The organism is Candidatus Protofrankia datiscae (assembly GCF_000177615.2).
GTDB lineage: Bacteria > Actinomycetota > Actinomycetes > Frankiales > Frankiaceae > Protofrankia > Protofrankia coriariae.
This window is the reverse complement of the sequence record NC_015656.1, coordinates 5,179,859-5,206,440: the sequence shown is the minus strand read 5'-3', so window position 1 is coordinate 5,206,440 and position 26,582 is coordinate 5,179,859. Positions and strand designations below refer to the sequence as shown.

General features: G+C 70.3%; 19 protein-coding genes and 1 riboswitch. Of the genes, 8 read left to right on the top strand and 11 right to left on the bottom strand.

Features of this window, described 5'->3' with window-relative positions; all coding sequences use genetic code 11:
- Nucleotides 1-76 precede the first annotated feature (76 nt).
- Both FSYMDG_RS27280 and FSYMDG_RS23590 read right to left on the bottom strand, forming a co-directional pair.
- Nucleotides 77-1,492 (bottom strand): putative RNA polymerase sigma factor, encoded by a 1,416-nt coding sequence (locus tag FSYMDG_RS27280; RefSeq protein WP_013875547.1) that lies wholly within the window; start codon nt 1,490-1,492, stop codon nt 77-79.
- 485 nt (nt 1,493-1,977) lie between these two features.
- Nucleotides 1,978-3,714, bottom strand: coding sequence for a S1C family serine protease (locus FSYMDG_RS23590; RefSeq protein WP_013875546.1), 1,737 nt, complete (start codon nt 3,712-3,714; stop codon nt 1,978-1,980).
- An 805-nt stretch (nt 3,715-4,519) separates the two neighbouring features.
- On the opposite strand from FSYMDG_RS23590, the gene FSYMDG_RS21875 reads away from it, so the two are divergent.
- From FSYMDG_RS21875 to FSYMDG_RS21860, 5 genes are all read left to right on the top strand, one after another.
- On the top strand, nt 4,520-6,076 hold the full coding sequence (locus tag FSYMDG_RS21875; RefSeq protein ID WP_013875545.1) for a glycosyltransferase: 1,557 nt from the start codon (nt 4,520-4,522) through the stop codon (nt 6,074-6,076).
- 1,870 nt (nt 6,077-7,946) lie between these two features.
- A complete protein-coding gene (locus FSYMDG_RS26580; protein WP_165001786.1) occupies nt 7,947-8,117 on the top strand; it encodes a hypothetical protein in 171 nt (56 codons plus the stop codon).
- 383 nt (nt 8,118-8,500) lie between these two features.
- Entirely contained in the window at nt 8,501-8,968 is a 468-nt protein-coding gene (locus FSYMDG_RS23585; protein ID WP_013875543.1) for a hypothetical protein, read from the top strand.
- A 35-nt stretch (nt 8,969-9,003) separates the two neighbouring features.
- The gene (locus tag FSYMDG_RS21865) at nt 9,004-11,691 is read left to right on the top strand and encodes a helicase-associated domain-containing protein (protein ID WP_013875542.1); all 2,688 of its coding nucleotides are present in this window, start codon (nt 9,004-9,006) and stop codon (nt 11,689-11,691) included.
- Nucleotides 11,692-12,050: 359 nt separating this feature from the next.
- Nucleotides 12,051-13,697, top strand: a complete 1,647-nt coding sequence (locus FSYMDG_RS21860) for a DNA repair helicase XPB (RefSeq protein WP_013875541.1) — start codon at nt 12,051-12,053, stop codon at nt 13,695-13,697.
- 84 nt (nt 13,698-13,781) lie between these two features.
- Here the strand turns inward: FSYMDG_RS21860 and FSYMDG_RS21855 are convergent, their stop codons facing one another.
- The 3 genes from FSYMDG_RS21855 to groL all read right to left on the bottom strand — a co-directional run bounded on the left by FSYMDG_RS21855 (nt 13,782) and on the right by groL (nt 17,144).
- Nucleotides 13,782-14,372, bottom strand: a complete 591-nt coding sequence (locus FSYMDG_RS21855; protein ID WP_013875540.1) for a Uma2 family endonuclease — start codon at nt 14,370-14,372, stop codon at nt 13,782-13,784.
- A gap of 58 nt (nt 14,373-14,430) precedes the next feature.
- Entirely contained in the window at nt 14,431-15,258 is an 828-nt protein-coding gene (locus FSYMDG_RS21850; RefSeq protein ID WP_013875539.1) for a phospholipid scramblase-related protein, read from the bottom strand.
- 263 nt (nt 15,259-15,521) lie between these two features.
- Nucleotides 15,522-17,144, bottom strand: a complete 1,623-nt coding sequence (gene groL, locus FSYMDG_RS21845; protein ID WP_013875538.1) for a chaperonin GroEL — start codon at nt 17,142-17,144, stop codon at nt 15,522-15,524.
- A gap of 652 nt (nt 17,145-17,796) precedes the next feature.
- Here groL and FSYMDG_RS29025 point away from each other — a divergent pair.
- A complete protein-coding gene (locus tag FSYMDG_RS29025; protein WP_157491055.1) occupies nt 17,797-18,033 on the top strand; it encodes a hypothetical protein in 237 nt (78 codons plus the stop codon).
- A 454-nt stretch (nt 18,034-18,487) separates the two neighbouring features.
- On the opposite strand, the gene FSYMDG_RS21835 is transcribed toward FSYMDG_RS29025, so the two are convergent.
- The 5 genes from FSYMDG_RS21835 to thrC form a co-directional block, all read right to left on the bottom strand.
- Entirely contained in the window at nt 18,488-18,949 is a 462-nt protein-coding gene (locus tag FSYMDG_RS21835) for a hypothetical protein (protein ID WP_013875534.1), read from the bottom strand.
- Nucleotides 18,924-19,580 carry a hypothetical protein gene (locus FSYMDG_RS21830; protein ID WP_043604220.1) on the bottom strand — a complete coding sequence of 219 codons (657 nt, stop codon included), beginning with the start codon at nt 19,578-19,580 and terminating at the stop codon, nt 18,924-18,926. Before FSYMDG_RS21830 ends, FSYMDG_RS21835 begins: the two co-directional genes overlap by 26 nt.
- 216 nt (nt 19,581-19,796) lie before the next feature.
- Nucleotides 19,797-21,059 (bottom strand): IS4 family transposase, encoded by a 1,263-nt coding sequence (locus FSYMDG_RS21825; RefSeq protein ID WP_013872077.1) that lies wholly within the window; start codon nt 21,057-21,059, stop codon nt 19,797-19,799.
- Nucleotides 21,034-21,771 (bottom strand): hypothetical protein, encoded by a 738-nt coding sequence (locus tag FSYMDG_RS26575; protein ID WP_157491054.1) that lies wholly within the window; start codon nt 21,769-21,771, stop codon nt 21,034-21,036. The genes FSYMDG_RS21825 and FSYMDG_RS26575 overlap by 26 nt, the downstream gene beginning before the upstream one ends.
- A 165-nt stretch (nt 21,772-21,936) precedes the next feature.
- A complete protein-coding gene (thrC, locus tag FSYMDG_RS21820; protein ID WP_013875533.1) occupies nt 21,937-23,211 on the bottom strand; it encodes a threonine synthase in 1,275 nt (424 codons plus the stop codon).
- Nucleotides 23,212-23,220: 9 nt separating this feature from the next.
- A riboswitch (SAM riboswitch) is annotated at nt 23,221-23,338 on the bottom strand.
- A 2-nt stretch (nt 23,339-23,340) separates the two neighbouring features.
- On the opposite strand from thrC, the gene FSYMDG_RS21815 reads away from it, so the two are divergent.
- Nucleotides 23,341-24,342: a glucosyl-3-phosphoglycerate synthase gene (locus tag FSYMDG_RS21815; protein ID WP_013875532.1), complete on the top strand. Its 1,002-nt coding sequence runs from the start codon at nt 23,341-23,343 to the stop codon at nt 24,340-24,342.
- A gap of 237 nt (nt 24,343-24,579) precedes the next feature.
- Complete coding sequence (locus FSYMDG_RS21810; protein WP_013875530.1) at nt 24,580-25,395, top strand: HAD family hydrolase; 816 nt, start codon at nt 24,580-24,582, stop codon at nt 25,393-25,395.
- Here FSYMDG_RS21810 and FSYMDG_RS26570 read toward each other — a convergent pair.
- Nucleotides 25,299-26,537, bottom strand: coding sequence for a glycosyltransferase 87 family protein (locus FSYMDG_RS26570; RefSeq protein ID WP_013875529.1), 1,239 nt, complete (start codon nt 26,535-26,537; stop codon nt 25,299-25,301). The two genes, FSYMDG_RS21810 and FSYMDG_RS26570, sit on opposite strands and share 97 nt — an antisense overlap.
- Nucleotides 26,538-26,582 lie beyond the last annotated feature (45 nt).

The window sequence follows — 26,582 nt, the reverse complement described above, 5'->3', positions numbered from 1 at the left end:
GTCGACCGGGTGACGCGAAGCCGTTCCGGAACCGCGGGCCGGCGCGATGGCCGGGCGGTGGCCGTTTCCTGGCGGTTCAGACCGAGGTCAGGGGCGCGCGGCTGGTCGCGGGCCCGCCTTTCTCGTCCGCCGGGCCGCCGGATGCCGACGGGCTCACGGCCGTGGCGGTGATCGACGGATCCGCCGTGGATGTTTCGCCCGGGTTGGTCGGGCTGCCCGCCGGCGGGTCGGTCCCCGCGCTGCTGGACGGAGTGCCGGGACCGGTGGGCTCGGTGGTTGCCGTGGGCTCCGGTTCGGGCGTGGTCGCCGTCGCGGTCGGCTGGGGCGGTTCCGTGATCGTCGTAGGCGGGGCGTTCACCGGCGGCGGGGGGAGCGGGCCGTCGTTGGTGGAGAGCTGGGACGACACCAGTGCGACCCCGGCCGGGGGCCCGAAGTCGGACGTGGTCGGCCCGGTGCGTTGGGCGGACGGCTGCTGGGCGGGCGGCGCACCCACCGCGGGGTCGACCGGGGCCGACGATCCGGACGCGGACGAGGGATTCGAGGAGAAGCCGCCGGGCTCTTCTCCGGACGAACTCGGTGTGATCACCGCGGTGCCGGGGCGGCTGGCGGTGGTGTCGGATGCCGGGGTGGGCCAGTTGACCGCGACGACGACACCGATCGTGGCCATGACCAGCAGCGATGCGGCAGCCGCCGCGACCGGACGACCACGCCGAGGTGATCCGGCCGCCGGGGGCTCCCCACCGAGGTATCCGGGCGCCAGCGGCCCGACCGGGCCCGGCCCGTCCCGGCCCGGCCCGGTCGGGCCGGACAGAGCGCCCTGGCCTGTCATCGGGCCGATGACTAAGGTCCTGTCGCTGTCCGCCGGCTCGGCGTGAACCGGTAGCTGGCCCGGGCCAGCCGCACCGTCGTGAGCCGCGACATCGTGGGCCGCGCTGTCGCGGACGGTACCGGCCCCGTTGCCGTAGCCGGCAGCGACAGCGCCGACTGTGCCGCCGGGGAGGGCGCCGGCCATGGGGACGGGGCCAGCCACGCCGTCGCGGGAGATGACCGCTGTGCCGTCGGGGCCGCGGCCGAGGCTGAGCGCCCGGTAGTGGGCGCGGGCCGCGGTATCGCGGGCGGTGGCCGCGGCGGCGGCCCGATCGAAGGTACGCGCAAGCCCTTCCCGCAGGGATGCCGGCGCCGCCACTAGCTGGGTCGCGGCGAGCATCTCCTCGGGGGTGATCCCGTGGGGTACCGGAGCTGCCTGTACCTGCGGCGAGCCCGACCACGCCAGTGAGCTGCCGCGGGCGAGCTCCAGCAGCCATGCGTGCAGCCGGGTGGGATCGCTGAGCGGGCTGAGGCGGCTACGGGCGACGAGGGCGAACGCCGTGCCCGCCGCGGCGTGCGCGACGGTCGGCTCGCCAAGGATCAACAGGCATACGGAGAAGACGTCGTCGGCGTACCGGTCGTAGAGATCGTCGAATGCCTGCCGCTGACCATGCCGGATCCGCATGACGATGTCGGCGTCGATGTCGGCGTCGGCGCCGACCGCTCAGGTCGCGGCTTCCTGTCGAAGGCGGCGGGACGGGTGACAGGTGGCGCACCCGCGCGGGGGGGGGCGTGCCGAAGGTGGTGTGGTCGATGCCGCCGTCCATCAGTGCACTCTCCCGGATCCCCTATCGGTGATTCCTGTCGCAGCCGCGCCCTGACAAGGACGGAGTGACACCACCATCACTTATTACGGTAGAACGTCTCGGTCATGTCATGCGGAATCTTGGGAAAACTTTGTTGTCACACGACGGACTCGTAACATTCCTGGCCTGCTCGGTCGCCGTCCCCACCACCGCTGGTGGTCCGCTGGCGGCGGTGGTGGGGACGGGTAGTGGCAGACGGCGCGGCAGTGCGGGAGCGGGCGCCCGGGCCGCCGCCCGGTGCCGTGCGGGCCGGCTCCCGGTCGGCCGCTCCCCGTGACCCGGCCGCTCCTGTGACATCGAGTGCTCAGGACGGTTGCTGGGCGAGGGTGACGTCGGTGGTCAGTGTCTGGCCGTTGCGGGTGTAGGTGACCGTCACCTTGTTGCCGATGCCGTGTGAGCGCACGGCGGCGATGAGGCCGTCCACACTGGTGATCCGGCGGTCGCCCAGTTTGGTGATGACATCGCCCGGCTGGAGCCCGGCCTGCTGCGCCGGCCCGTTGTTGACCAGCTCACCGATGGTGGCGCCGGTGCCCTCACCCGTCGGGTCGGACGGGCCCACGCCCGCCGTGGACGCGCTGACCCCGAGGTACGGGTGCCTCGCGGTGCCTCCGGTGATCAGTTCTTCGGCGATGGACTGGGCGTAGTTGGCCGGGATCGCGAACCCGACGCCGATGTTGCCGGACTGCTGCTGCTGACCGCCGAAACCGCGGCCGCCCGATCCCACGGTGGCGATCGCCGAGTTGATGCCGATCAGCTCGCCCCTGCTGTTGACCAGCGGGCCGCCGGAGTTGCCCGGGTTGATCGGGGCGTCGGTCTGGATGGCGTCGAGAACCGCGTTGCTGTCCTGGACGTCGGCGTCGCCGGTCCGCACCGGCCGGTGCACGGCGCTGACGATGCCCGAGGTCACGGTGCCGTTCAGGCCGAGGGGGCTGCCGACCGCGATCACTAGTTCGCCGACCGCGAGCGCGTCGGAGTTGCCGAAGGTCGCCGGCTTCAGACCGGTCTCGTCGATCTTGATAACCGCGAGGTCGGAGCTCGGGTCGGTACCGACGATCCTCGCGTTGTAGTCCTTGCCGTCCTGCGTACTCACGCTCAGCGAACCGCCGCTCGCGGCGTCGGAGACCACGTGGTTGTTGGTGAGGATGTAGCCGTCCTGGCGGATGATCACGCCGGAGCCGGTGCTCCCCTCGTTGTTCCTGGAGGCGACGGAGATCGTGACCACGCTCGGGAGGATGGCCTGCGCGGCGGCCGACACCGTGCCGGCGGCCGCCGGCGACGTGCCACCCGAGCCGCTGTCGGTGCTGCGCAGCAGCCCGCCGGAGGACACCACGGCCTGGCCATTGTCGTTGTTGCCGGCCACCAGCGCCCCCACGCCGCCGCCCACCCCGGCCGAGACCAGCGCGAGCGCGAGCGCGGCGGCGACCAGCCGGCGGCGGTGCGGTGGCCCCGACGGCCCGGTGGTCCGCGTGAGGTTCTGGTACGGGCCGGCCGGTGGTGCGGGCGGCGCATGGAACGGGTTCCCGGCACCGGGCAGCCCGCCGAGGTAGTTTGCCGAGCCGGGCCGGGTCGGGTCGGGCGGGGGGAACGCTCCCTCGCCGCCGCCGCCAGCCGCGGCCGGCCCCCCTGCCTGCGGCGTGTTCCACGGGGTGCCCCACCAGACCCGGCCGGACGGCTGGCCTGGCCCGCCGGCATAGGGGCGGGGCTCGCCACCGGACGACGAGGCCGCCGACGGTGGGGCTGGCGTGCCGACCGGCCGTTGCCACGGTGAGTTTTCGGGGCTGGCGGGAGCCTGCTGCCCGCCAGCGGACGCGTAGGGCGTCGCCGGGCTCGGTCCGCCCTGTCCCGGGCCGCCTGGCGGTGGGTCACCGCCGACGGCCGGCTGGGCCGGCCGCGTGTCGACGACGGGATAGGGGGCGGCATCCGGCGCCGCCCAGTTCGGGCTGTCCGAGCCGGTCGCGACGCCGTCGATGCCGTCGTCGGATACGTGCGCGTTCAAAGGTGATCCGTCCACGAAGGTGACGAAGGGGGGCCGCGTGCTCATGGTACGAACCTTCCCCTCGCAAGCTGAGTGAATACTGAAGTACAGACAACAGTCGGCTGAGACGTGGCACCGGACGGTGTCCACCGCCCGACACGGCCCACCGGCCGACACCCCCACCGGGGGATCACACGCCGACGGGGGCGACGACGGCAGAGTACGCAGCGTACGGCCGTGGGAGGCAGCGCGGTAACACGGCGCCGGGAGGAACCGGCTGCGGGGAACATCGGCCGCGGGGAACACCCGTAGCGGGGAACACAGTGGGAAACAGCGAACCACGGTGGGAAAGCAGGGAGCCCGGCACGGAACGAGGTGTGCTGTCAGGATGCCGGCGCAGGTGGCATCCTGTGCCGACGATCTTGGCCGCCACGTTCCGGGCATCCATCCGTGTCCTTCTGTGTCCTTCCGCTGTTGCGTGTCCGGCCCGCTGTTCCGCCCGCCCGAAGTCCCCCTTCCGGGACTCGCCTCCGTAGCGGGGTTTTCACCATGACGGATGCTTTCACTGCGGCAGGAAGCGCGACGGGACGGGTATTGCGACAGGACGGGTATTGCGGCCGAACCCGCGCACCGCCTTCCGCCCCGGGCCCGTTCTCCGGTTTCCCGCTTCGCGTCCGCGCTCCGCGGCCGCGTCCGTTCTCGCGTGGTGGGGCCAGGGATTCGCCGTGACAGCCACTCAGTAGCTTCTCAGGCACGGTTCAGCCCGTTCTCACCGCGGTCGCCGACGCTGGGAGGTGTGAACCTGCCGAAACCTTTTCGGGACGACCGCCCCGCCGGTCCGGCCGTGCCCGGATCGCCCTGTGCGCTACCCATGCGCGGCGACGGCCTCGAGGTCCCTGCCACGGGCGCGCCGTCCGCCGGCCCGGAGCCCACCGGCTCCGCGTGCGCCAGAGTCACGCCCCCTGTGCCCGCCGGTGGTGTGCCCGCCGGCGCCGCGCCTACCGGCGTCCACCTGGAATCGGGGCCCGACGCCCCCGGGAGCACCGGCGTCCTGGCGGAAGCCCGGCCTGACGGCTCGCGGACGATCCCGTCGCAGGCCTCGTCCGGAGCCGACGGTTGGGGTCCGGCCGCGGCCCGGGGCACGGTGGCGCCACAGCCGTGCGGGACGCCACCGACGCGGTGGCGCCAGCAGCCGTATGGGACGCCACCGGCGCGGTGGCGTCAACAGCCGCTTGTCGAGGTGGTGGTCCCCGTCTACAACGAGCAGGAGGCCCTCGACGGCAGCATCCGCCGGCTGCACGACTACCTGACCCGTCGCTTCCCCTTCGGCTGGCGTATCACGATCGCCGACAACGCCAGCACCGACGCCACTCCGGTCGTCGCCCGGCGGCTGGCCGGCGAACTCGACCGGGTCCGGGTGGCCCGGCTGGAGGCCAAGGGCCGCGGTCGGGCCCTGCGGGCGGCCTGGTCGTCCTCGGACGCCGACGTCGTGGCCTACATGGACGTCGATCTCTCCAGCGGACTGGAGGCGTTCCTGCCCCTGGTCGCGCCCCTGCTGTCGGGTCATTCGGACGTCGCGATCGGCTCCCGGCTCGTCCGCGGGTCCCGGGTCGTCCGGGGGTCGAAGCGGGAGATCATCTCGCGTTGCTACAACTCGATGCTGCGGGTGGCCTTCCACACCTCCTTCCGGGACGCCCAGTGCGGGTTCAAGGCCGTGCGGGCGGACGTGGCCCGCGCGCTGCTGCCCGCCGTCGAGAACGACCACTGGTTCTTCGACACCGAACTGCTGCTGCTGGCCGAACGCAACGGCCTGCGCATCCACGAGGTGCCGGTGGACTGGACCGACGACCCGGACTCGCGGGTCGACGTCGTGGCGACCGCGATGGAGGACATCCGCGGAATGATCCGGGTCGCGCGCCGCATCATCGCCGGCCGGGCCGGGGTGGACCTGCCACCGCAGGTCCGGGCCGCGCGGCTGCCTCGTGACATGGGCCGCCAGCTCGGGACGTTCGCGGCGATCGGGGTGTGTTCGACCCTCGCCTACGTCGTCGCCTATGCGCTGCTGCGCGAGGGCGGGGCGTCGTCCTTCGCGGCCAACTTCATCGCGCTGCTCGGCACGGCGGTGGGCAACACCTGGGCCAACCGGCGCCTGACGTTCGGGCAGGTGGGCAGCGAGGAGGCGCTGCGCCAGTTCGCCGAGTCCGGGGTGGTGTTCGTGCTGGGGCTCGCGGTGTCCTCCGCCGGGCTCGGGCTGCTGCACGCCCTCTGGTCGTCGTCCGGGGTTCTCGTCGAGATCGTCACCGTGCTGCTCAGCGGCGTGCTGGCCACGGTGGTGCGGTTCGTGCTGATGCGGGCCTGGGTCTTTCACCCCGCCCGCTCCCCTCGTCCCCGCGACACCTCCACCGGGCGTCACCTCCACCGGGGGTGACCCGTCCACCGAGGTGGCGCTCTGACCGGATGCCGGTGGGAGGAGCCACGCGGTGGGAGAAACCGCGGCCGTGACCGTGGTCAGGGGAGTCGCGGAGCAGGTTCGTTGAGTGTCGGGATTCGGACATAAGTCGGTTACGAAGCGTTAGTGTATAACCGTGAGGATCCGGGCGAGTTGCGTCGCGGAAACCTGTGGCGGATACGCTTAATATCGCTGTTCCGACGACATCGGCACAACCGCCGCCGTGCGAACCTGACCGGAGGATACTCGCGTGGTCCGAGGAGACCCCGACTCCCGGGGCGGCCGACGAGGTGATCCTCGAGCGGACTCGCGGGGTGAGCTGCGTGAGATCGCGGATAGTAACGACGAGGAGACGTGGCCGCCGAACGAGCCGGCGGGCCCGTCCCGGCCCGGGCCGGGTGGGTCGCGGCGCCCAGTGGCTGAGCCGCCGCCGTCCCGGTCCGTAGTGGCGGGAGCGGCGCAGGTGGATCACGGGCATGAGCGGCCCGCCCTCGGCCAGATACGGGCGCTTTCCGCGAGCAGGGGCCTGGTTGCCTTCGCCACCCTGTCGGACCGGGCCGCCAGAAGCGCCCAACCCGTCGGCGGCAACCGGTCCGCGACGCCCGTGGTCGGTAACCACAGACCCGGCGGCCCTGGACCCAGCAGCTCTGGACCCAGCGGCCGTGGGCCGGGCAGCTACAGGTCCACGGCGTCCCCCGTGGGCCGGGCCGGTCCGGGCCGGCAGGGCGGGCAGGGCGGCAATGGACCAGGTGTGGACGCCGGCGCTGCTCCCACACCGGTTGCCAACGGACGTCCGAGAGGGCACGCTCCGTCTCCGTCTCCGTCTCCGTCTCCGTCTCCGTCTCCGTCTCCGTCTCCGTCTCCGCCCGTGCCCGCACGGCACGGGCCTGGGCCGGCCGCCGGCGACGCCCGTCGAGCCGAGGGCTATCCCGACCAGCGGGGAGCCCGCGGGCCCGATGGCCCTGATCCGCTTGACATGACCACCGTCGTGCAGCGACCCGCCGAGCGGGGGCTTCCCGACCAGGGAGCGCACCCGGCCATCCGGAAGCGGGTGTCGGGCGCCGGCCCCGGTGCGGACCAGGGAAGGCCGCCTTACACCGGAGAGCCCACACAGGGATACAACCCGTTTCCGGAACGTGGTCGAGACGGCGCCCGGTCCGCGTCCGCCGCTGCCGCACTCCGTCAGCCAGGGGCGGTGCGCCCTGGTCATGGCGGTGCGGAACCGGTCGGTTCATCCGGACCGCCCTCGCCCCGATCGTCCGCAGTCGCCGGCATGCCGCCGGCCGCGACGCCGCGTCCGCCGGTGCTCCCGCCCGGCTCCGGGCCCGCGGGGTCCCGCCCCGCCCCGCATGGCCGGTCCGATGCCCGGGCGCGACCGGCTTCCGGTCCGGCGGGCGCGGCAGGTGCGGCAGGTGCGCGCGGGCCGGTTGCCGGTGACCGAGCCCGTCCGGAGAGCCAGCGGCAGAATGATCATATTGCTCGCCCGCCCGGGGCCCGGGTACCGGCCGGGGCGGGTCGGGAGACAGCGGGGCGCGGACCATCGACTGGGTGGGGCGGCTCCGCCAAGCCCGTCTCCAGTGCGAACGACATCGAGGCCACCGATCGATTCACCACGCTTCCCGGCGAGGACGGCCGTTCCGCTACCGCCGGTCGTCCCGCTCAGGCGCGCACCGAGCGCGTCCGGGCGGACGTTGCATCCGCCGGTGGGGCCCGTGCCGCTGCCGCTGATGGCGCCGCCGCTCCCGACGATTCCGACGCTGATACCGATTCCGGCTTTGACGCGGCCGCTGACGCCCGGGCCCGGGCGGGTGCCGCGTCCGCCCGGCACCGTCCCCCCCGCGCGCGGGGGATGGTGAGCCTGCTGGGTCTGCTGCTGATGATCGTTGTCATGGTCGTCGGGTTTTCCATCGGGCGAGCCGTCGCGCTGCCGGGCTCGGCGAGCATGCAGTCGCGGGTCAGCGACTGGGCTCGTGATCATAATCTGACGTTCCTTGTCGAGAGCGTCGACAAGGAACGTTGATCGTCGATGTTCTCGGTGCCGCTGGCCGGGGTTCTGATGATCGAAGGTTTTGGCGATCGCCGTTCTCGGTCGGCGACTTGTCCATATATTGATAAATATGTCGGATGGTAGTGTTTTATTGTGTCTCGATTTTCCGTTACCAGGAGAGATATTGGCAAATCGGTGAACAGCTCCCAAATAGCCCGTACACGCTAGTCGCTGTTTCGCGGCTGGTCATTGTGATGGTCGCCGTGCGAGGAATTCGGTTCCCGGCCCTTGCGCTCGGGGCTCCTGCATGTGAATCTGCATAGACGGGTCTGTCGCGCTCTGTCACAGCATGTGCGACTTGGCGTGATGTTGGCCGGGTAACGTCCCGACCTGTCATCCGCGGCAGGAGGCTTCGCGTGCGTCCACATTCCACGCGTCCACACGGCAACGGCCCACGTGTCATCCGCCCGGCGGCCGGTCGTGACGCGGACGCTCCCGCAGCCGAGGATCCCCATGCCAGGGCGTTAGCCCCGGCCGCCATCCGGGCCGGCCGGGATGCCGGCGCCGCTCCTGCCCCGCCCGGTCGGGAGCCGACCGCGGAGGAGGTCGACGCGATCGCCCGGGCGGTCTTCGCCAGCCCGCTGGTCGCAGCCGTCCCCCACGGCCGCCTCCAGGTGGACTCCATCAGGATTTCCACCGGCTCGCCCGACTGGGCGTTCGTCGCGCTTCGACCACATGAATATGATCTTGATCCGGCCGTTGCCGTGCTGCGCTGGAACGTCAGCGGCGGCTGGGTGCTCGACCAGGTCGGTACGGCCCAGGTCGGCGTGGGTCGGGTCCCGGTGTCCGTGAGCGACGAATTCGATCTTGATGATGGACGATAGGGCGTGTCAAGCCTTCCACGCAGCCGGATACCGTTGTGAGGGTGTCCATACCGGCGGACGGCTCCGACGTGCCCACCACCCTGGCCGGGTGGCTGCGCGGCCTGCCGGATGACGCGCTGAACCGGCTGCTCACCCTGCGGCCGGACCTGGCCACCCCGCCCCCGCCCGACTTCGACGTCCTCGCTGCCCGGCTGGAGATCCGAGTGAGCGTTACCCGCGCGCTCGAGCGGCTCGACGTCTTCACCCTCGAGGTCTGCGAGGCGTTGACGCTGCTCCCGCCGACGGTGAGCGCGGCGGAGCTGTCGACCTTCTGCGGGGGCGCGGACGTGACGGCGGCCCTGACGGCGCTGCGCGAACGCGGGCTGGTGTGGGGGGACGACTCGGCCATCGTGCTTGTCGGCATGGTCCGTGACCTGCTGGGTGAGCGGCCGCTCGGGCTCGGCCGGCCGTTGCGCGCGTGCCTGGGCAGCCATCGGCACACCCAGCTGGCCCGGCTTGCCACCGCGGTCGGCGTCGACCCGCGCCGGAACCGGGGCGCCGCCACCCGCTCGGCCCTGCTCGACGAGCTGACCACCGTGCTGGCCGGGCGGGAGCGGGTGGCCCGGCTGGTCGAGGAGTGCGGCCCGCGGGCCCGCCAGATCCTCGACCGGCTCGCCACCGGGCCGGCGCTGGGGCACACCGGCGACGCCGGGCGCCTGCTCGCGGCCTCCGACGCCCGCACCCCGGTGGAGGAACTGCTCGCCCGGGGCCTGCTCGTCGGCGTCGACGAGGAGACGGTCGAACTCCCCCGGGAGGTGGGCCTGGCCCTGCGCGGCGACCGGCCGGCGGGACAGCTGCACGTCGACCCGCCCGCGCTCGCCGGCCGGCAGATCGATCTCGGCCAGGTCGACGGCGCCGCCGCTCTTGCCGCCGGCGCGCTGGTCCGCCTGGTGACGGTCCTGCTCGAGGCGTGGGGGACGGCCCCGCCCACCCCGCTGCGCACCGGCGGTCTCAGCGTCCGGGACTTCCGCGCCACCGCGAAGCTGCTCGACGTCACCGAAGCGGTGGCGGCGGTGGTCGCCGAGATCGCCTACGCGGCCGGGCTGGTCGACGGCTCCACCGGGACGGACACCCAGATCATGCCCACGACGGCCTACGACCGGTGGTGTGTGGAGACCCCGGCCATGCGGTGGGCCGTCCTGGTGGAGGCGTGGCTGCACACCCCGGACGTCCCCGGCCTGGTGGGGGAGCGGGACGACAAGGGCCGCCAGCTCGCGGCGCTGTCGCTGGAGCTGCGGCGGCGCAGCGCGCCGGAGCTGCGCCGTCTCGTACTGGACGCGTTCGCCGCCGCGCCCCGCGGGCTCGCGCCCACCCCCACCTCGGTGCGGGAGCTGCTCGCCTGGCGGATGCCGCGGCGTGGCGGGCCGTTGCTGGACAGGATGGTCGACTGGGTCTTCGCCGAGGCGGAGCTGCTGGGCGTCACCGGCCGGGGCGCGCTGTCGGCCGCCGGGTGGGCGTTGGCCCGCGGCGAGGCCGGGGTGGGGGCGAGCCGCTCCGAGCTGGCGGCGGCGCTCGGCCCGATGCTGCCCGAGCCCGTCAGCGAACTGTTCGTGCAGGCCGACCTCACCGCGGTGGCGCCGGGCCCGCTGGTGCCGGAGATCGCCGCCGAGCTGGCGCAGATGGCCGATGTCGAGTCCTCGGGCGCGGCGACGGTCTACCGGTTCTCCGAGACGTCCCTGCGGCGGGCGCTGGACGCCGGGCGGACCGTCGAGGACATCCGCGACTTTCTCACCCGGGTGGCCCGTGGGGGCGTACCGCAGACGCTGGACTACCTGGTGGACGACGTCGCTCGCCGGCACGGGCGGTTGCGGGCGGGGCCGGCCGCGTCCTATCTGCGCTGTGACGACACCGCTGTCCTCTCCGAGGTGGTCGCCTCCCGGCGGACCCAGGCGCTGGGGCTGCGCCGGATCGCGCCGACGGTGGTGATCTGCTCGCTGCCCATGCCCAAGCTGCTCGACGGGCTGCGCGCCGCCGGTTTCTCCCCGGTGGGGGAGGGCCCGGACGGGCGGGTGGTGCTCAGCCGGCCGGAGGTGCACCGCACGCCGGGCCGGCCGCGGCCGCCGGGCGGTGCCCAGGCGCGGGGCGGCCGTGACGAGCAGCTGCGCGACATGGTGCGGATGATCCGCCGTGGGGACGCCAGTACCCGCACGGCGCGGGCGGCCGCCGCCGCGGCCGGTTCGCTGGCCGACGGGGTCGACGGGATGGTGCGCTCCGCGCCGTTGATCCTGGTGACGCTACAGGGGGCGGCCCGCGCTGGCCGCCGGGTGCTGCTCGGATACGTCGACCAGCAGGGGACGCCCAGGGACCAGGTGGTCCGCCCGCTGACCGTCGAGGGTGGCTGGGTCACGGCCTGGGATCAGCGCACCAGCGCGACCCGGCGGTTTGCGTTACACCGTGTGACCGGCGTCCTCGATGTGGAGGACACGCTCCCGAGTGCTGAGATCAACGGCTACCCCTGGCTCTACGAGCCGGGCGGGCCGGGCGGTTTCAGGGCGGCTTCCGCCTCCCGAGCCGGTTTCGGTGCCGGGTCGGCGGGCGTGGGCCCGGTCGCCGTGGACCCCGTTGCCGTGGACCCCGTTGCGGTGGACGCCGCCGGGACGGACGCCCCCGAGACGCCGACGGTGGTGCCCGGCCAGGCGCCTCCACGGCCGCTTGACACGGAGGACATTTCCGATCTGCCCTGACGACAGCCCGACCTGCCCTGACAGCCCGACCTCCCTGACAACGGCCGGGCCCGCCTCGCCTCCCGATGACCGGAGTTTCCCGATGACCGGATTTCGGCGGCCGGGCCGCTCTGCGGCCGGATCGCCCGGACGACGCCCGCCGCGGGCGACGGCGTCGGCCCTGCCCGGGACCACCGGCGAACATGCGAGAATCGGCGGACGCGCTCGGTGTCCGCTGGCCGGCCGGTCTGCTCCGCTTGCCGGTCCGCCTGACGCGACGCCGTGAAATCGGCGTCCTGGAAGCCTTCGGACGCCTCAGGAACCCTGAGCCCCTCGGAAATCCCGAAACCCTCGGAAGGCCCTCGGAAGGGTGGTGAGACGTGACCGACGGTCCGTTGATCGTCCAGTCGGACAAGACCCTGCTGCTAGAAGTCGATCATCCGCTGGCCGGCGACGCCCGAGCCATGATCGCGCCGTTCGCGGAGCTGGAACGTTCACCCGAGCACGTGCACACCTACCGGATCACCCCGTTGGCGCTGTGGAACGCCCGGGCCGCCGGCCATGACGCCGAACAGGTCGTCGACGCGCTCGTCCGGTTCTCCCGCTACGCCGTTCCGCACGCGCTGCTCGTCGACATCGCCGACACCATGGACCGCTACGGCCGGCTGCGGCTGGAGAACGACCCGGCGCACGGGCTGGTGCTGCGCACCGTCGACCGCGCGGTGCTCACCGAGGTCGTCCGGTCGAAGAAGGTCGCGCCGATGCTCGGGCCGCGCCTTGACGACGACTGTGTCGTGGTGCACCCGTCCGAGCGGGGACGGCTCAAGCAGGCGCTGCTGAAGATCGGCTGGCCGGCCGAGGACCTGGCCGGTTACGTCGACGGCGAGGCGCACCCGATCGAGCTGCGCCAGGACGGCTGGGAGCTGCGCGACTACCAGAAGGGCGCGGTGGCGGGTTTCTGGGAGGGCGGCTCGGGTGTGGTGGTGCTGCCCAGCGGTGCCGGCAAGACCATCGTCGGAGCCGCCGCCATGGCGCACGCCCGCGCCACCACCCTGATCCTGGTCACCAACACCGTCGCCGGCCGCCAGTGGCGCTCGGAGTTGCTGCGGCGCACGTCGCTCACCGAGGAGGAGATCGGCGAGTACTCCGGCGAGCGCAAGGAGATCCGGCCGGTCACCATCGCCACCTACCAGGTGATGACGGCCCGCCGTAAGGGCGAGTACCTGCACCTGGAGCTGTTCGGCGCCCGCGACTGGGGGCTGATCGTCTATGACGAGGTGCACCTGCTGCCGGCGCCGGTCTTCCGGATGACCGCCGACATCCAGTCCCGCCGCCGGCTCGGCCTGACCGCGACCCTGGTGCGCGAGGACGGCCGGGAGGGCGACGTCTTCTCGCTGATCGGCCCCAAGCGGTACGACGCCCCCTGGCGCGAGATCGAGGCGCAGGGCTGGATCGCGCCGGCCGAATGTACCGAGGTGCGGGTGACCCTCACCGAGGACGAGCGGATGGCCTACGCCGTCGCCGAGACGGAGGAGCGCTACCGCATGTGCGCCACCGCCCACAGCAAACGGGAGGTGGTGCGCCGGCTGGTGCAGCGGCACGCCGACGACCAGGTGCTCGTCATCGGCGCCTACCTCGACCAGCTCGACCAGCTCGGCGAGCTGCTCGACGCCCCGGTCATCCAGGGGTCGACCCGCAACCGGGAGCGCGAACGCCTGTTCGAGGCGTTCCGGACCGGGGAGATCAGGACGCTGGTCGTCTCCAAGGTCGCGAACGTGTCGATCGACCTGCCGGAGGCGGCGGTCGCCATCCAGGTCAGCGGCACGTTCGGGTCACGCCAGGAGGAGGCGCAGCGGCTCGGGCGGGTGCTGCGCCCGAAGGCGGACGGCCGGGGCGCGCACTTCTACACCGTGGTCTCCCGGGACACGATCGACCAGGAGTACGCCGCGCACCGCCAGCGCTTCCTCACCGAGCAGGGCTACGTCTACATGATCGTGGACGCTGACGACATCCCCGATCCCGCGTAACTGTCCGGCTCCGGGTGGCCAATCACCCGATACCGACTGATCGCCTGGCCCTGTGTAACCGTCCGATGATTACTCTGGGTATAGTTACTCTGGGTTTGGTGGGTCTACGAGAGTGGCTGGGATGATCGTGCAGGGTACCGGCGTGATCACTGTCAGCTCCTCGTCCCCGGTCGCGGATGCCGCCGGTACGTAGGCACCGTTGACGAGCCGGTAGGCGTCGATGCGCGGGCCGTCCGGATCGACCAGCCAGCAGTCGGGCACGCCGTGGTCACGGTAGAGGTCGAACTTGAGCGTCCGGTCGTAGCGGCGGTTGCCGGCCTCGGCGACCTCGACGACCAGCAACGGCAGGCCGGTGATCCGTTGTTGGCGGTCGTCGTCGCCGGCGGCGGCCACGACGATGTCGGGGACGACCTCGCTGCGCGGCTCGATCCGGACGCTGACGTCACGGGTGTGGACGCGCATGTCGGCCGGGGTGGCCTCGACGAGCAGCCGGACCAGGCGTTTGGTCACCCGGGTTTCCAGCGGCGTCGGCCATGGGCGGACCACGAACATCCCGTCGACGAGCTCGAAGCGGGGGTCGAGCGCGAGTTCGTCGAGGTCCGCCACGGTGAGCGGCGGCGCGGGCAGCGTTAGGACGGGACGGAGCGAGCGTGTCGCGGGGCCGGGAGAAGGCACGCCAGTAATGGTGCCCTGTGGCCCGGAGACTGTCTAAATGTTCTTTGCCGTATCGCTGTCAGCCGAGGCCGCGGGAGTCCTGCTTGAGCGCGGTGTCTATGGTGAGCGCGGAGGCGACCACCAGGCTGCGCAGCGGATCCGTCAGCGGACGGTGGATCTGGACGACGTAGTTGTCAGCGGTGGTGAACAGGGTGCGGGCCAGCCCCTCCCAGGTTTTCGTCACCCGGGCGATCTCGGTGTCGCCGTGGTCGACGATCGAGAAATTCCACGCCCGCCAGTTCTCCGTTTTGATCGTTCCGATGGGCGTCCCGCCGGTTTCCAGCGCGAAACGGATCTTGCCGAAAATGTTCTGCTGGACGATCTGGCCGATCTCGAATCCGTCCGGCCGGGTGAGGACCAGATGGGCCACGCCGGCGCTGTCGCGCACCTCAAGCCGGTGGGTGAAGAACTGGTCGAGCGAGCTGACGAACCGTACCGCTTTCTTCAACGCGCTCTGGCCGACCTCGACAACCGAACCGATCTGGTTGCCGGCCTGGTCGAACACGGCGTACTCGTTCGTCAGTTCGATGAGCTTGGTCTTCTGGTTGACCACCAGGACCGGTTCGGTGAAAAGCGTCCCGCCGCCACCGTGGACGGGTCGTACACCCGCGCCTTCAGAAACCTGGCGCTGGACGCGGTCCGGTGCGTAGTTGGTCTGTACCGGCGCGTTCTGGTAGCCCTGTGGAGTTCCCCAGCCCTGGGCGGGCGCCGTCTTGCCCGGTGATTCCGGCTGTCCCGATGGCGCGTCGCTGACCTGGTCGGTCCAGGTGGTGCCGTCCCAGTAGCGGAAGCCGTGCTGGCCGGACGGGTCGGCGTACCAGCCGGCCGGCGGTGTGGTCTGGGTCATCTCGTACACACTCCCGGTCATGGTGCTGTTCGCGGCCCACCACGAACCCGTGGCGGCGGTAACCCCACCGAAATCGACGCTTCACGAGAGTATGCCCGACATGGTCGGTAAATCGCCGCGACCGTCGTCCAGTCCTGGACCAGGCACGACAGGGACATGACACGACAGAGGCATGACAAACGACAGAGGCATGACAAAGGGGCGGTCCCGCCATTGGGACCGCCCCTTTTTATCCGGTTTGTTCGGTATTCAGGCTGTAGGCCTCAGAAGTCGAGGTCTCCACCGCCGCCGGGCGCGGCCGGGGCCGGGTTCTTCTCCGGCTTGTCGGCGATGACGGCTTCGGTGGTGAGGAACAGCCCGGCGATCGACGCGGCGTTCTGCAGCGCCGAACGGGTGACCTTGGCCGGGTCGATGATGCCGGTGCCGATCAGGTCGACGTACTCGCCGGTGGCCGCGTTCAGGCCGTGGCCGGCGGGCAGGTGGCGGACCTTGTCGACCACGACGCCGCCCTCAAGGCCGCTGTTGTAGGCGATCTGCTTGATCGGCGCCTCCAGGGCGAGGCGGACGATGTTCGCCCCGGTGGCCTCGTCACCGGCGAGGTCGAGCTTCTCGAAGGCGGTGACCGACGCCTGCAGCAGCGCGACGCCACCACCGGCGACGATGCCCTCCTCGACCGCGGCCTTCGCGTTCGAGACGGCGTCCTCGATGCGGTGCTTCTTCTCCTTGAGCTCGACCTCGGTGGCGGCACCGACCTTGATGACCGCGACACCACCGGCGAGCTTGGCCAGCCGCTCCTGCAGCTTCTCGCGGTCGTAGTCGGAGTCCGACTTCTCGATCTCGGCGCGGATCTGGCTGACTCGACCGGCGATCTGGTCGGGGTCGCCGGCGCCCTCGACGATCGTGGTCTCGTCCTTGGTGACGACGAACTTGCGGGCCTTGCCGAGCAGGTCGAGGGTGGTGCTCTCCAGCTTCAGGCCGACGTCCTCGGAGATGACCTGGCCGCCGGTGAGGATGGCGATGTCACCGAGCAGAGCCTTGCGGCGGTCACCGAAGCCGGGGGCCTTCACCGCGACGCTCTTGAAGGTGCCACGGATCTTGTTGACGACCAGGGTGGCCAGGGCCTCGCCCTCGACGTCCTCAGCGATGATCGCCAGCGACTTGCCGGCCTGCATGACCTTCTCCAGGAGCGGGAGCAGGTCCTTGACCGCCGAGATCTTGCTGTTGACGATGAGGATGTACGGGTCGTCGAGGACGGCTTCCTGACGGTCGGCGTCGGTGACGAAGTACGGCGAGATGTAGCCCTTGTCGAAGCGCATACCCTCGGTGAGCTCAAGCTCGAGGCCGAAGGTGTTGCTCTCCTCGACGGTGACGACACCCTCCTTGCCGACCTTGTCCAGCGCCTCGGCAATCAGCGCGCCGATCGCGGGGTCGCCCGCGGAGATGGACGCCGTGGAGGCGATCTGCTCCTTGGTCTCGACCTCCTTGGCCTGCTTGGAGAGCTCCTCGGAGACGCGCTCGACCGCGACCTCGATGCCCTTCTTCAGGCCCAGCGGGTTGGCGCCGGCCGCCACGTTGCGCAGACCCTCGCGGACCAGTGCCTGGGCGAGGATCGTCGCGGTGGTGGTGCCGTCACCCGCGACGTCGTTGGTCTTCTTCGCTACTTCCTTGACGAGTTCCGCGCCGATCTTCTCGTACGGGTCCTCGAGTTCGATCTCCTTGGCGATGCTCACGCCGTCGTTGGTGATCGTGGGGACGCCCCACTTCTTCTCCAGAACGACGTTGCGGCCCTTCGGGCCGAGTGTGACCTTCACGGCGTCGGCCAACTGGTTCATGCCGCGCTCCAGGCCGCGCCGTGCCTCCTCATCGAAGGCAATGATCTTCGGCATGGTGTCGTGGTCCTCCCAGGGGAATGGCTGTTCAATGGCCTGGCCAAGACGACGCCCGCGACGGACGGCCCGGTGGCCTCGTCGCTCAGCCCTGGCACTCGCAGCGGGTGAGTGCCAGCTCCTGTTTAGCACTCGAGGTGGGTGAGTGCAAGCTCGCCCCCCGCTGCGCCGCATGGCCGGACGGCCCGTCGCGGGCCCGGCCAGGTGGCGGCCGCGCGCCCGTCGTATGTCCGTCGTATGCCTGTGGCATGCCAGCCGCATGCCGCGCTCCGGTCCGTTGAACCGCCGGTGAACTCCTGGTGCGCGGTGGTCGCCGGCGGTCGCGCGGCGCGGCCGTCCCACAGCTCCAGCCGCCCCACCGGGCCAGCCGTTTCGCCGGGCCAGCCGGCCCGCTACTCCATGAAGTCGCCGGGACCGATCCCGAGCTCGCGTTCGAGATCCGCCGGGCTGTGGTCGCGCAGGTAGGCGGAGAACTTCCGGGCCACCGCGCTCATGTGCTCCTCCGCGGTCCGTCGGCCGATGCGCTGGCGCCTGGCGATGCTGCCGTACGGCTCGCCGCGGGCGCGGGCCCGCAGGACGGCCCGCTGCGTCGGTGAGGCCGGGCAGCGCCCCGGTCCGGCTGACCGCCTCCGCGAGTCCGGTCACCGCCGTCATGAGGACCATGCGGCCCGCGCTGACCGCGCTGACCGCGCTGACCGCGCTGACCGCGCTGACCGCGCTGACCGCGCTGACCGCGCTGACCGCGCTGACCGCGCTGACCGCGCTGACCGCGCTGACCGCGCTGACCGCGTCGACGGCGTCGACCAACCGGGCCGGCGGCTCGGACTTGTGCACGATGCCCCACGCGCCCACCCCCAGGCATCCCGCGAGCACCAGCGGCCGGCGCTGACCGGTATAGATGATCACTCGATGGCCGGCGCCGGCGACCGCCCCGACCGCCTGCCGGCCGTGCACGGGGGCGGACCGGCTGCCGCCGCTCAGGTCGAGGTGGACGAGAACCGTGTCGAGCGTGCCGGCAGGCGGCGCGAGGGCCAGGAACTGGCCGACGCCGCTCGCCGCGACGACCACGGTCAGCCCCGGTACCAGCAGGAGCCCGTCTTCAGGCGGAACCCGCGCCAAGGAGGACGAGGGCCAGGGGCGCAGGTGGGGCGCCCACACATCGCAGGACACCCGGCCGCGCCACCGCCATGCCGGTCGCAGCGGTCATGCGGCTGCGGCCGTCGCCCGCGATGACGGTGTGACGGCGACAGCCGAACCACGTTTTCGCCGGTACCGGTTCCATCGCACCGCCGATGGCCGCTGGGGGACCTGTGCGCCTACAGCCCTCCCTGGAGGGCTGGCCGTTACGGGTGGCACCGACCTCGGTCGCGAGCTGCCCGGAGGAGAATTTTTGCGGCGCTGGCTGCCTGGCGTCGACTTTTTCCGGCAAAAGACAGGCTGGTGTGGCCGTGCGGCATGCCCGGCAGCGCGGAGCCGTCGTACGGGGGTACGTCGGCGTCGAGGGCCTCCCGGACGCTTACCGCCCATGTGCCGAGTGTCGACATGCCAGCGGCCTGGTGTTCCTCGTAGGCTTTCTTCGCGTCGACGGCCTTCTCTCGCCGGGTCGAGAGAAATTCATGATCTTTCTTGGTCGGCTGGAACGCGAGATAGGTCGGTCGTTCCTCCTGATCCGAGAAGGCTGCGGCGATCTGTCGCCAGAGCAGTTCCGTGGGATCGCTGAGCAGGATGCCCCGCGGATGATCAGTAGGGTCGGCTGGACTGGCCGACGGCTCGTTCGCGTCATCCGGCTCCGTGGGATCCATCATTGTCGCGGTACGCTCCTTCTCTCGTATCGACTACGGTTTCGGCGCGCAGTATCCGTTGAACCTCGAGCAATGCTGCTCGGACGTCTGCCGGTGTGTGCTCGATGTCGGTCCGCTGGACCGAGTCGAGCGCGTGCAGCCAGGTCTCACCGATGGGAGATATCTCTATCGACAGTTCCCACCGGTCGATACTCCATTCGACACTGATGCCGCCATCGGGGGTTGGGTAGAGATGTGGTACGGGAATTCCGTACCGGCCTGACTCCCGGAGGAGATCTCGTGTGACTGAGATGGCTCCATGGCTGACCCGTTCACCTTCGCCGTCGGTCCAACCCGGTTCCAGTCGTTCGATTTCGGCGAGCCGCTGGAGGGTTTCCGCGATCTTTGTTTCTGAGTTCCACGTGTCGTCCGTATTTTCGTCCGTGACGGCGGACACCGCGAAGACACGCTCGATCCGTTGTGGTCGTTCGTCTTCGGAATAGCGAACCAGTCCGTCGATCACTATGGGCTGGGTGTCGATTCCCAGGGCGTCCCTGAGCCACTCGAAGCTGTCGAGATCGCAGGAGCCGGACATGGTTCGATGTTCATCGACCCGAAGTCTGAACGACAGGTCCTCGCTGTTCAGGTCGACCACTCGGCCTATAATGCAATGGCGCTTAGTTAAGCGGCCCGAGCGAGCATGATCTTCGGTGATTGATCATGCTTGGTGCCGGTGTCTGTTGGGCTTTTGACTCGGTAGGCGTTGTGTCGGCCTCGTCTGATGGTGCGTGGGTACGTGCGGTGGAGGCGCACGGGGTTAAGCCGTTCGGTGATCTCTGTGAAGGTTTCCCGGAGCGCGTGCGTGTGGTCCTCAGGGGGAAAAATCCGCCTGGTCGGTGACCTGGCGGCGGACGACGCGTAGTGATCGCATGAAGGATAGCCTGTCCGGGTCGACGTCGGCTTCGTCGGCGGCCTCGCACATGAGACATCGGATTGCGTAGTGGCTGAGGAGCAGCGCCCAGATCTCTTGTTCCACCAGGTCCGGGAGTTTCGAGCGTAGGACGCGGGCTTCGCCCCGCTGGTGTGTCTTAATCTCATCGAAGATGTTTTCGATTTCCCAGCGCTCGTGATAGGCCGTGGCGAGTTCCACCGCTGGTATGTCGGTCTGGTTGAGGATATTGGTGATGAGGCAGATCAGTTCTCCGGTTCCGGATCCTGTGCGGTCAGGCACCGTGTATTCGATGACGCGGACGGGTGTCGCGGAGTCCTCGGGAAAGTCGCGGCCGGCGCGGGCGTCGGCGATGATCTGGTTCCGCTGTTTCCCTCTGATTTTCGGGTTGACGATGATAGAGAGGTAGGAGCTGTCGGGAAGGGACCGGATGACCGGTAGCGTGAGATCGGATTTGACTCGCCAGAGCAGGTCCGCGCCGGTGTCGAGCGCCTGCTGCCAGAGGTCGAAGCTGTAGAAGTAACGGTCGGCGGTGAGGAGCATCCCGGGTTCGCAGGCGTCGAGCAGGGTGGCGGCGAGAGCACGTTCGTCGCTGGCACGGGGACCGACCGCGGCGGAGACGATCGCGTGCGTGCCGCATTCGGCGAGCGCGACGACGTGGACCTGGGGCAGAGCGCTGGCCTTGTGTCCGTTGGTGGACCGCCCGAACCTGGCCACGTTCTCGGGGGTGTCTGCGGCGTCGAGGAAGAACCCGTCGATCGCCATCAGCCGCCGGGAACGCAGCCAAGTGCCCTTGGTACCCAGCCCCGCGACCGGCACAGCGACACGTTCGAACAGGACCTTCAGGGGGGCGGCACCGAGCCTGATCCGTGCCTGCGAGATCGCCCCGGTGGTCGGGACTTTCCAGTCACCCTGCCAGTTCCCCAGCCATCTCAACGCACCGGCGAGTTTACGCATGACTTCTTCGTAGTCATCGTCGAAGAACAGGCACATCGTCATGGTGAAGTACACCATGACCCGGGCTGGCAGCAGCCTGGTACGCCGTTCCTGCCGCTTCGTTTCCACCAGTACCTCTTCGACGAGGTCCCGGGGAACGATTCTGGCGAGCACACCGATCGAGATGCGGTCGGTCAGCCGGTCGTTGTCAACGGCTGGCAATTCAACTACCTGGCGAAGGCGCACCACATCTGGATTCTATCTGCCGACCGGCCGAAATCGCGGCATGAGCACTCCGCCGCCTACTGATCGACGTTGAGGAACGTGACTGGATGCCGTGTTCAGAAGTTGATCGATGCGGGATCGGGCGTTGGCGTGTCGGGATGGACGGACGCCCCTCCAGCCTAATTGAGCGGCATTGGCCTATAATGCTTCCGGATTCGGTGTAGGATTTCGTCCCCATGATGAGAAGACGCCGGCGAACCTCTCTGTCATAGCTGATGCGACGTTCGCCCCCCGGGGAGCCCAGCTCGATTCTTTCATCGCTTTCCAGCGTCTGCCCGAAGCGGCCGAAGGCCGATCGAACCCGTTCGGAGAACAGGTCGGGCAGCGTTCCGCCGCTCGCCGTCGCGACAATTGCGTCGTTGATGAGGTCCCGGGTGCGGGTGAACTCGTCGTCGAGGGGCAGTTGGCCCACGGGTGTCACTCGTTCGACCATGGTGGTGACGCTGCCGCCTTCGAGCCGGACAAGGCGAAGATCCAGACGGCTGGAGAATCCTCTTGGCAGCCGCCGGCGGCGTGGATTGTCCCGCATGAAGAGGGTCCGTGCCGTGGCCGCCACCAGATCCTGGTAGGCCGCGAGCTCGGAAGCTGCCGTCAGCGGCAGGCCTCGGCCATGTTCAAAGCGACCCCCACGCAGGCGAAAGTGAACGAAGTTCCCGTCTCCCGGTTCGGTGTCCACAATCTTGACTTTACTGGCCCGCTGTCGGAATGGATCGACACGGGCTTCTTCTCAGTGGTCTGCCGGAACGGCGGCGCGGCAGGTGGCCACGCCGCCGTTTGCGTTGTCCACGCAGATGTCGGCGATGCTGAGGTTGTCGGAAGATGCCGTGGCGGGCGATCGGGGTCAGTCGCCGAGGCCGGCGGCTTCGAAGGCGCTCAGGGAGGGGCGGATGGTCGCGGTCGGCCGGCCTGTCGGGATCAGTGGGTCGAGGGTCTTCAGGCCGTCGCCGGTGTTGAAGATGACGGTCTCGGCGTCGGGGTCGAGCAGGCCCTCGCGCAGCAGCCGCCGCAGGCAGGCGACGGTGACGCCGCCCGCGGTCTCGCCGAAGACGCCCTCGGTCCGGGCCAGCAGGCGGATTCCCTCGACGATCTCGGAGTCGGTGACGTCGGTGATCGCGCCGCCGGTGCGACGGGCCACGTCAAGGGCGTACGGGCCGTCCGCGGGGTTGCCGATCGACAGCGACTTGGCGATGGTGGACGGCTTCACCGGCGCGACCGTGTCCACCCCGCGGGCGAAGGCCGCCGCGACCGGGTTGCAGCCCTGGGCCTGCGCGCCGAAGACCCGGTACGGGGTCGGCTCCACCAGACCGAGCCGGCCGAGCTCACCGAACGCCTTGTCGATCTTCGTCAATAGCGACCCGGACGCGATCGGCACCACGACCTGCTCCGGCAGCCGCCAGCCGAGCTGTTCGGCGACCTCGTAGCCGAGCGTCTTGGAGCCCTCAGCGTAGAACGGCCGCACGTTGACGTTGACGAACGCCCACTCGTACTCACCGGAGAGCTCACTGCACAGGCGGTTGACGTCGTCGTAGTTGCCCTCGATCGCGACCAGCGTGCCGCCGTAGACGGCGGTCGACACGGTCTTGCCGTCCTCGAGATCGTGCGGGATCAGCACAACCGAGCGCAGCCCGGCGGACGCGGCGTGCGCCGCCACCGACTGGGCCAGGTTGCCGGTGGACGCGCAGGCGACCGTGGTGTACCCGTGCTCGCGCGCGGCCGACAGCGCCACCGACACGACCCTGTCCTTGAACGAGTGGGTGGGGTTCGCGGTGTCGTCCTTGACCCACAGTGTCCGCATTCCGAGCTCGGCGGCGAGGCGGGTGGCCGGGCGCAGCGGCGTCCAGCCCGCCCCGAGGGACACCCTGCGTGCGGGGTCGTGACCGGCGGGCAACAACCCGACATAGCGCCACAGGCTGGTGGGGCCGGCTTCGATGGACTCCCGGGTGACCCGGCGCAGCGCGGAGTCGTCGTAGGCAATCTCCAGCGGGGCGAAACACTCGATACAGACATGCGTCGGGGAGAGCGGATAGGCGGCACCACAGTGGCGACACGACAGGGAAACCGCGGGATTGACGACATCGGGGCTGATCGTTGTGACGCGCTCGGGGGCGACTGTCATCTGTGAAACTCCTCATCTTTCCCAGGAGCCGGTTGCGTCCTGGGACGGAATTAGCACCTGCCACGCACTGATGCGGGTGGTTGCCGGGGCTTCACTGGGCCGGTCCCTCTGCCCCTCTGGATGAGCCGTATGCGGTTGTCAGTCCGTACTGTAGTCCGTGTGCGGTCTGACGTATACCGTTGGTTCGAGCATAGGACGTATTACGGGCGGGACTTCTCGCCAGGGGAACTACTGGCCCGTAAGGTAGAGCCGATCAGCGTGGTACTGCCCGCGTTGAACGAGGCGGCCACCGTCGGCGCGATCGTCTCGGCGGTCCGTCGCGATCTCGTGGTCGCGGTCCCCCTCATCGACGAGATCGTTGTCATCGATCCGGGGTCGGTCGACGCGACCGCCTCCGAGGCGGCCGCCGCGGGCGCCTCGGTGTTCGCCGAGGAGCGAATCCTCACCGGCTACGGGCGGGTCGCGGGCAAGGGCGAGGCTCTGTGGAAGTCCCTGTACGCCACGTCCGGGGACATCGTGGTCTTCGTCGACGCCGACCTGGAGGACTTCGACGCGAGCCTGGTCACCGGGCTGCTCGGGCCGCTGCTGACCGAGAGCGCGGTGTCCTACGTCAAGGCGTCCTACGACCGGCCGCTGGCCGGGGGGCTGCTGCCCGGCGGTGGCGGCCGGGTCACCGAACTCGTCGCGCGCCCCCTGCTCAACCTGCACTGGCCACAGCTCGCCGGGCTGGTGCAGCCGCTGGCCGGTGAGTTCGCAGGCCGGCGGGCCCTGCTGGAACAACTGCCGTTCGTCTCCGGCTACGGCATCGAGTTCGCCCAGGTCGTGGACGTGTGCTCGTTGCTGGGAGTGGACGCCCTCGCTCAGGTCGAGGTCGGCCGTAAGGTCCACCGTCACCAGTCCGACGAGGCCCTTGGACGGATGGCTGCGGAGATCATCCATGCGGCGTGGACCAGGCTGGGCGTCCACACCGACTCTCTCAGCGGGACGCTGACCCAGTTCGGGCGCGGTGACAGCGGGCTGGAGCCGCGTACCCATCAGGTGGCGGTGCGGGAGCGGCCGCCTATGATCACGATTCCGGAGTACGCCGCCCGCTACGCCCGGCTGTACCACGGTCCGGTGGAAAGCGGCTGACCGTGGCCCTGCCGCGCCAGACGGGCCGCCGTGGGCAGGGTACGGGCTGTCCCGGACAGGTGGCCTGCACCAGGTGACAGCCCCGACACCGTGGCGCGGCACGGCCCCACGAAACGCCCGCCCCGTCCCACGTGCCACGAACGTCCAGCCGCCACGAACGCCACGAACAGCGTGAACGTCATGAAGAGCGCGAACGTCATGAAGAGCGCGAACAGCGTGAACAGGAGGACAGCACCGATGAGTGTCCGGGTCGTCTATACCGATCTCGACGGGACCATGGTGGGGCCACACGGATGCTTCTTCCGCAGCGAAGATCACTCCGTCACCCTGGACCCGGCGCACGCCCTGATCGATCTGCACCGGGCCGGCATCGCGCTGGTCCTGGTCAGCGGACGGACCCGGCCTCAGCTCACGGAGGCTGCCTCGATCTTCGGGGCGGACGGTTTCATCGCCGAACTCGGTGCCATCGTCGGCTGGGACCACGGGCACAGCAGCCAGATCCTGCGCGGAGCCATGCCCGAGACGTTCGACCGGATACCCGACGAGCTGGTCACGGCGCTGGTCGCCCAGTATCCGGGACGCCTGGAGGCGCACCGCTCCTGGATCCGTGGCCGTGAGATCGACATCATGCTGCGGGGCAACATCGACGTGGTCGCGGCCGACGCGTGGCTTGCCGCGGAAGGTTATGGATGGTTGACCATGCGCGACAACGGCATCATCGCGCGGGCCACCATGCCAGATCTGGACGATGTTCCGCACGTCTACCACCTGGTGCCCGACGGGGTCAGCAAGGGGGCCGCGGTGGCCTTCGACCTGGCCCGCCGGGGGCTGCGCCCGGAGCAGGCGATTGCGATCGGGGACTCCGCCAGCGACCTGGTCATGGCCGACCACGTCGGCCGCATGCACCTTGTCGCGAACGCGCTGCACCACACGGACCTGATCGATCTGCTGCCCGGTTACGACAACGTCATCGTGGAGGACGGCACCCTCGGCGCCGGGTGGGTGAGCGCGGTGCGTTCGGTTCTGCCCACGCCGCGGCCCGCCGCCGTCTGACCCCCGTGCCGCCCGGCAGGAGCATGCGGGCGGAACACGTGGACGCCGATCACGAGGAGAAAGAGGACGGCTGCGATTACGTAGGAGTTCCCGATCACGAGCTGCCAGCCGTGCCACCGGTATTCGCGGTCGTCCTCGTTGGGTAACCACCACAGCGGGGAGAGGACGAGCAGTGTGAAGCCGCCCAGCGCCGCGAGACGCCCCCCACGCGGCCGTCGTGGACCTGCCAGTGTGGCCAGCGCCGGCAGCACCCACAGCCAGTGGTGCGTCCAGGAGATCGGTGACACGAGCAGGCCGGTGATGCCACAGGCCGACCAGCCGGACAACGGTTCGTTCCGCCGGCCGGCCGCCATCGCCACCGCGAGGCCCGCGATGGCGATGCTCAGCACGACCACGCGGTACCAGGCCGCGTCGTGCACGGGATGTCTGGTGACCCGGGTCAGCACACCGGTGACCGACTGGTTGCCGGCGTACGCGATCCCGCCGACATGTGTGGGGTCGAGTGCGAGCCGCGTCCAGAAGCGCGTCGAATCCGACGGCGCGATGAGCATGGCCGCGGCTGAGCATGCGGTGAACGTGGCAGCGGCGACACCGGCGTCGCGTCGTCGCCCTGTGCACAGGAGGTACGGGATGAAGATCAGCGGGGTGAGTTTCACCGCCCCGGCAGCGCCGATCAGCGCACCGTGGGGCAGGGGCCCGGTGCGGCGGCACAGATCGAGAATGATCATCAGGATCAGCGGGATGTTGATCTGACCGTATGCGAGATTGCTCCGGACCGGCTCCATGAGCAGGACGCCCGCGGCGACGGCGGTCAGTGGCAGCGGCCGGGTCATGAGCCCGTCCAGGCGTGCCGCTGTCAGCACCTGGCGGGTGAGCTCGGCCAGGCAGGCTAGCAGGATGATCCCCCACACAGCCTGCGCGGCGGTTTTCGGCAGGACGGCGAACGGACCGAACAGGATGGCGGCGAACGGCGGATAGGTGAAGGGCAGGCCCGTCCCAGGCATCACCTGGTCGTACAGCGGCAGATTGTGCAGGAACGCGCTGCCACCCAGCCGGTAGACCGCCAGGTCGATCCTGGTCCCGAGCGCAAGCAGGACGATCAGCACGAGAAGCGCGGCCCCGAGCGACCCCGCGGCTGCCACCCTGGCCCAGCAGCGTCTCCCGACCCGATCCCGCCTCCCGGCCCG

What these genes read in the sequence shown, in the direction of transcription:
- FSYMDG_RS23590 (WP_013875546.1), bottom strand. Translation starts at nt 3,714, where the DNA reads ATGAGCACGCGGCCCCCCTTCGTCACCTTCGTGGACGGATCACCTTTG.
- FSYMDG_RS21815 (WP_013875532.1), top strand. Translation starts at nt 23,341, where the DNA reads ATGCGGTTGTCAGTCCGTACTGTAGTCCGTGTGCGGTCTGACGTATAC.
- groL (WP_013875538.1), bottom strand. Translation starts at nt 17,144, where the DNA reads ATGCCGAAGATCATTGCCTTCGATGAGGAGGCACGGCGCGGCCTGGAG.
- thrC (WP_013875533.1), bottom strand. Translation starts at nt 23,211, where the DNA reads ATGACAGTCGCCCCCGAGCGCGTCACAACGATCAGCCCCGATGTCGTC.
- FSYMDG_RS26580 (WP_165001786.1), top strand. Translation starts at nt 7,947, where the DNA reads ATGGTGAGCCTGCTGGGTCTGCTGCTGATGATCGTTGTCATGGTCGTC.
- FSYMDG_RS21835 (WP_013875534.1), bottom strand. Translation starts at nt 18,949, where the DNA reads ATGATGGATCCCACGGAGCCGGATGACGCGAACGAGCCGTCGGCCAGT.
- FSYMDG_RS29025 (WP_157491055.1), top strand. Translation starts at nt 17,797, where the DNA reads ATGAGGACCATGCGGCCCGCGCTGACCGCGCTGACCGCGCTGACCGCG.
- FSYMDG_RS21850 (WP_013875539.1), bottom strand. Translation starts at nt 15,258, where the DNA reads ATGACCCAGACCACACCGCCGGCCGGCTGGTACGCCGACCCGTCCGGC.
- FSYMDG_RS21810 (WP_013875530.1), top strand. Translation starts at nt 24,580, where the DNA reads ATGAGTGTCCGGGTCGTCTATACCGATCTCGACGGGACCATGGTGGGG.
- FSYMDG_RS27280 (WP_013875547.1), bottom strand. Translation starts at nt 1,492, where the DNA reads ATGCGGATCCGGCATGGTCAGCGGCAGGCATTCGACGATCTCTACGAC.
- FSYMDG_RS21875 (WP_013875545.1), top strand. Translation starts at nt 4,520, where the DNA reads ATGCGCGGCGACGGCCTCGAGGTCCCTGCCACGGGCGCGCCGTCCGCC.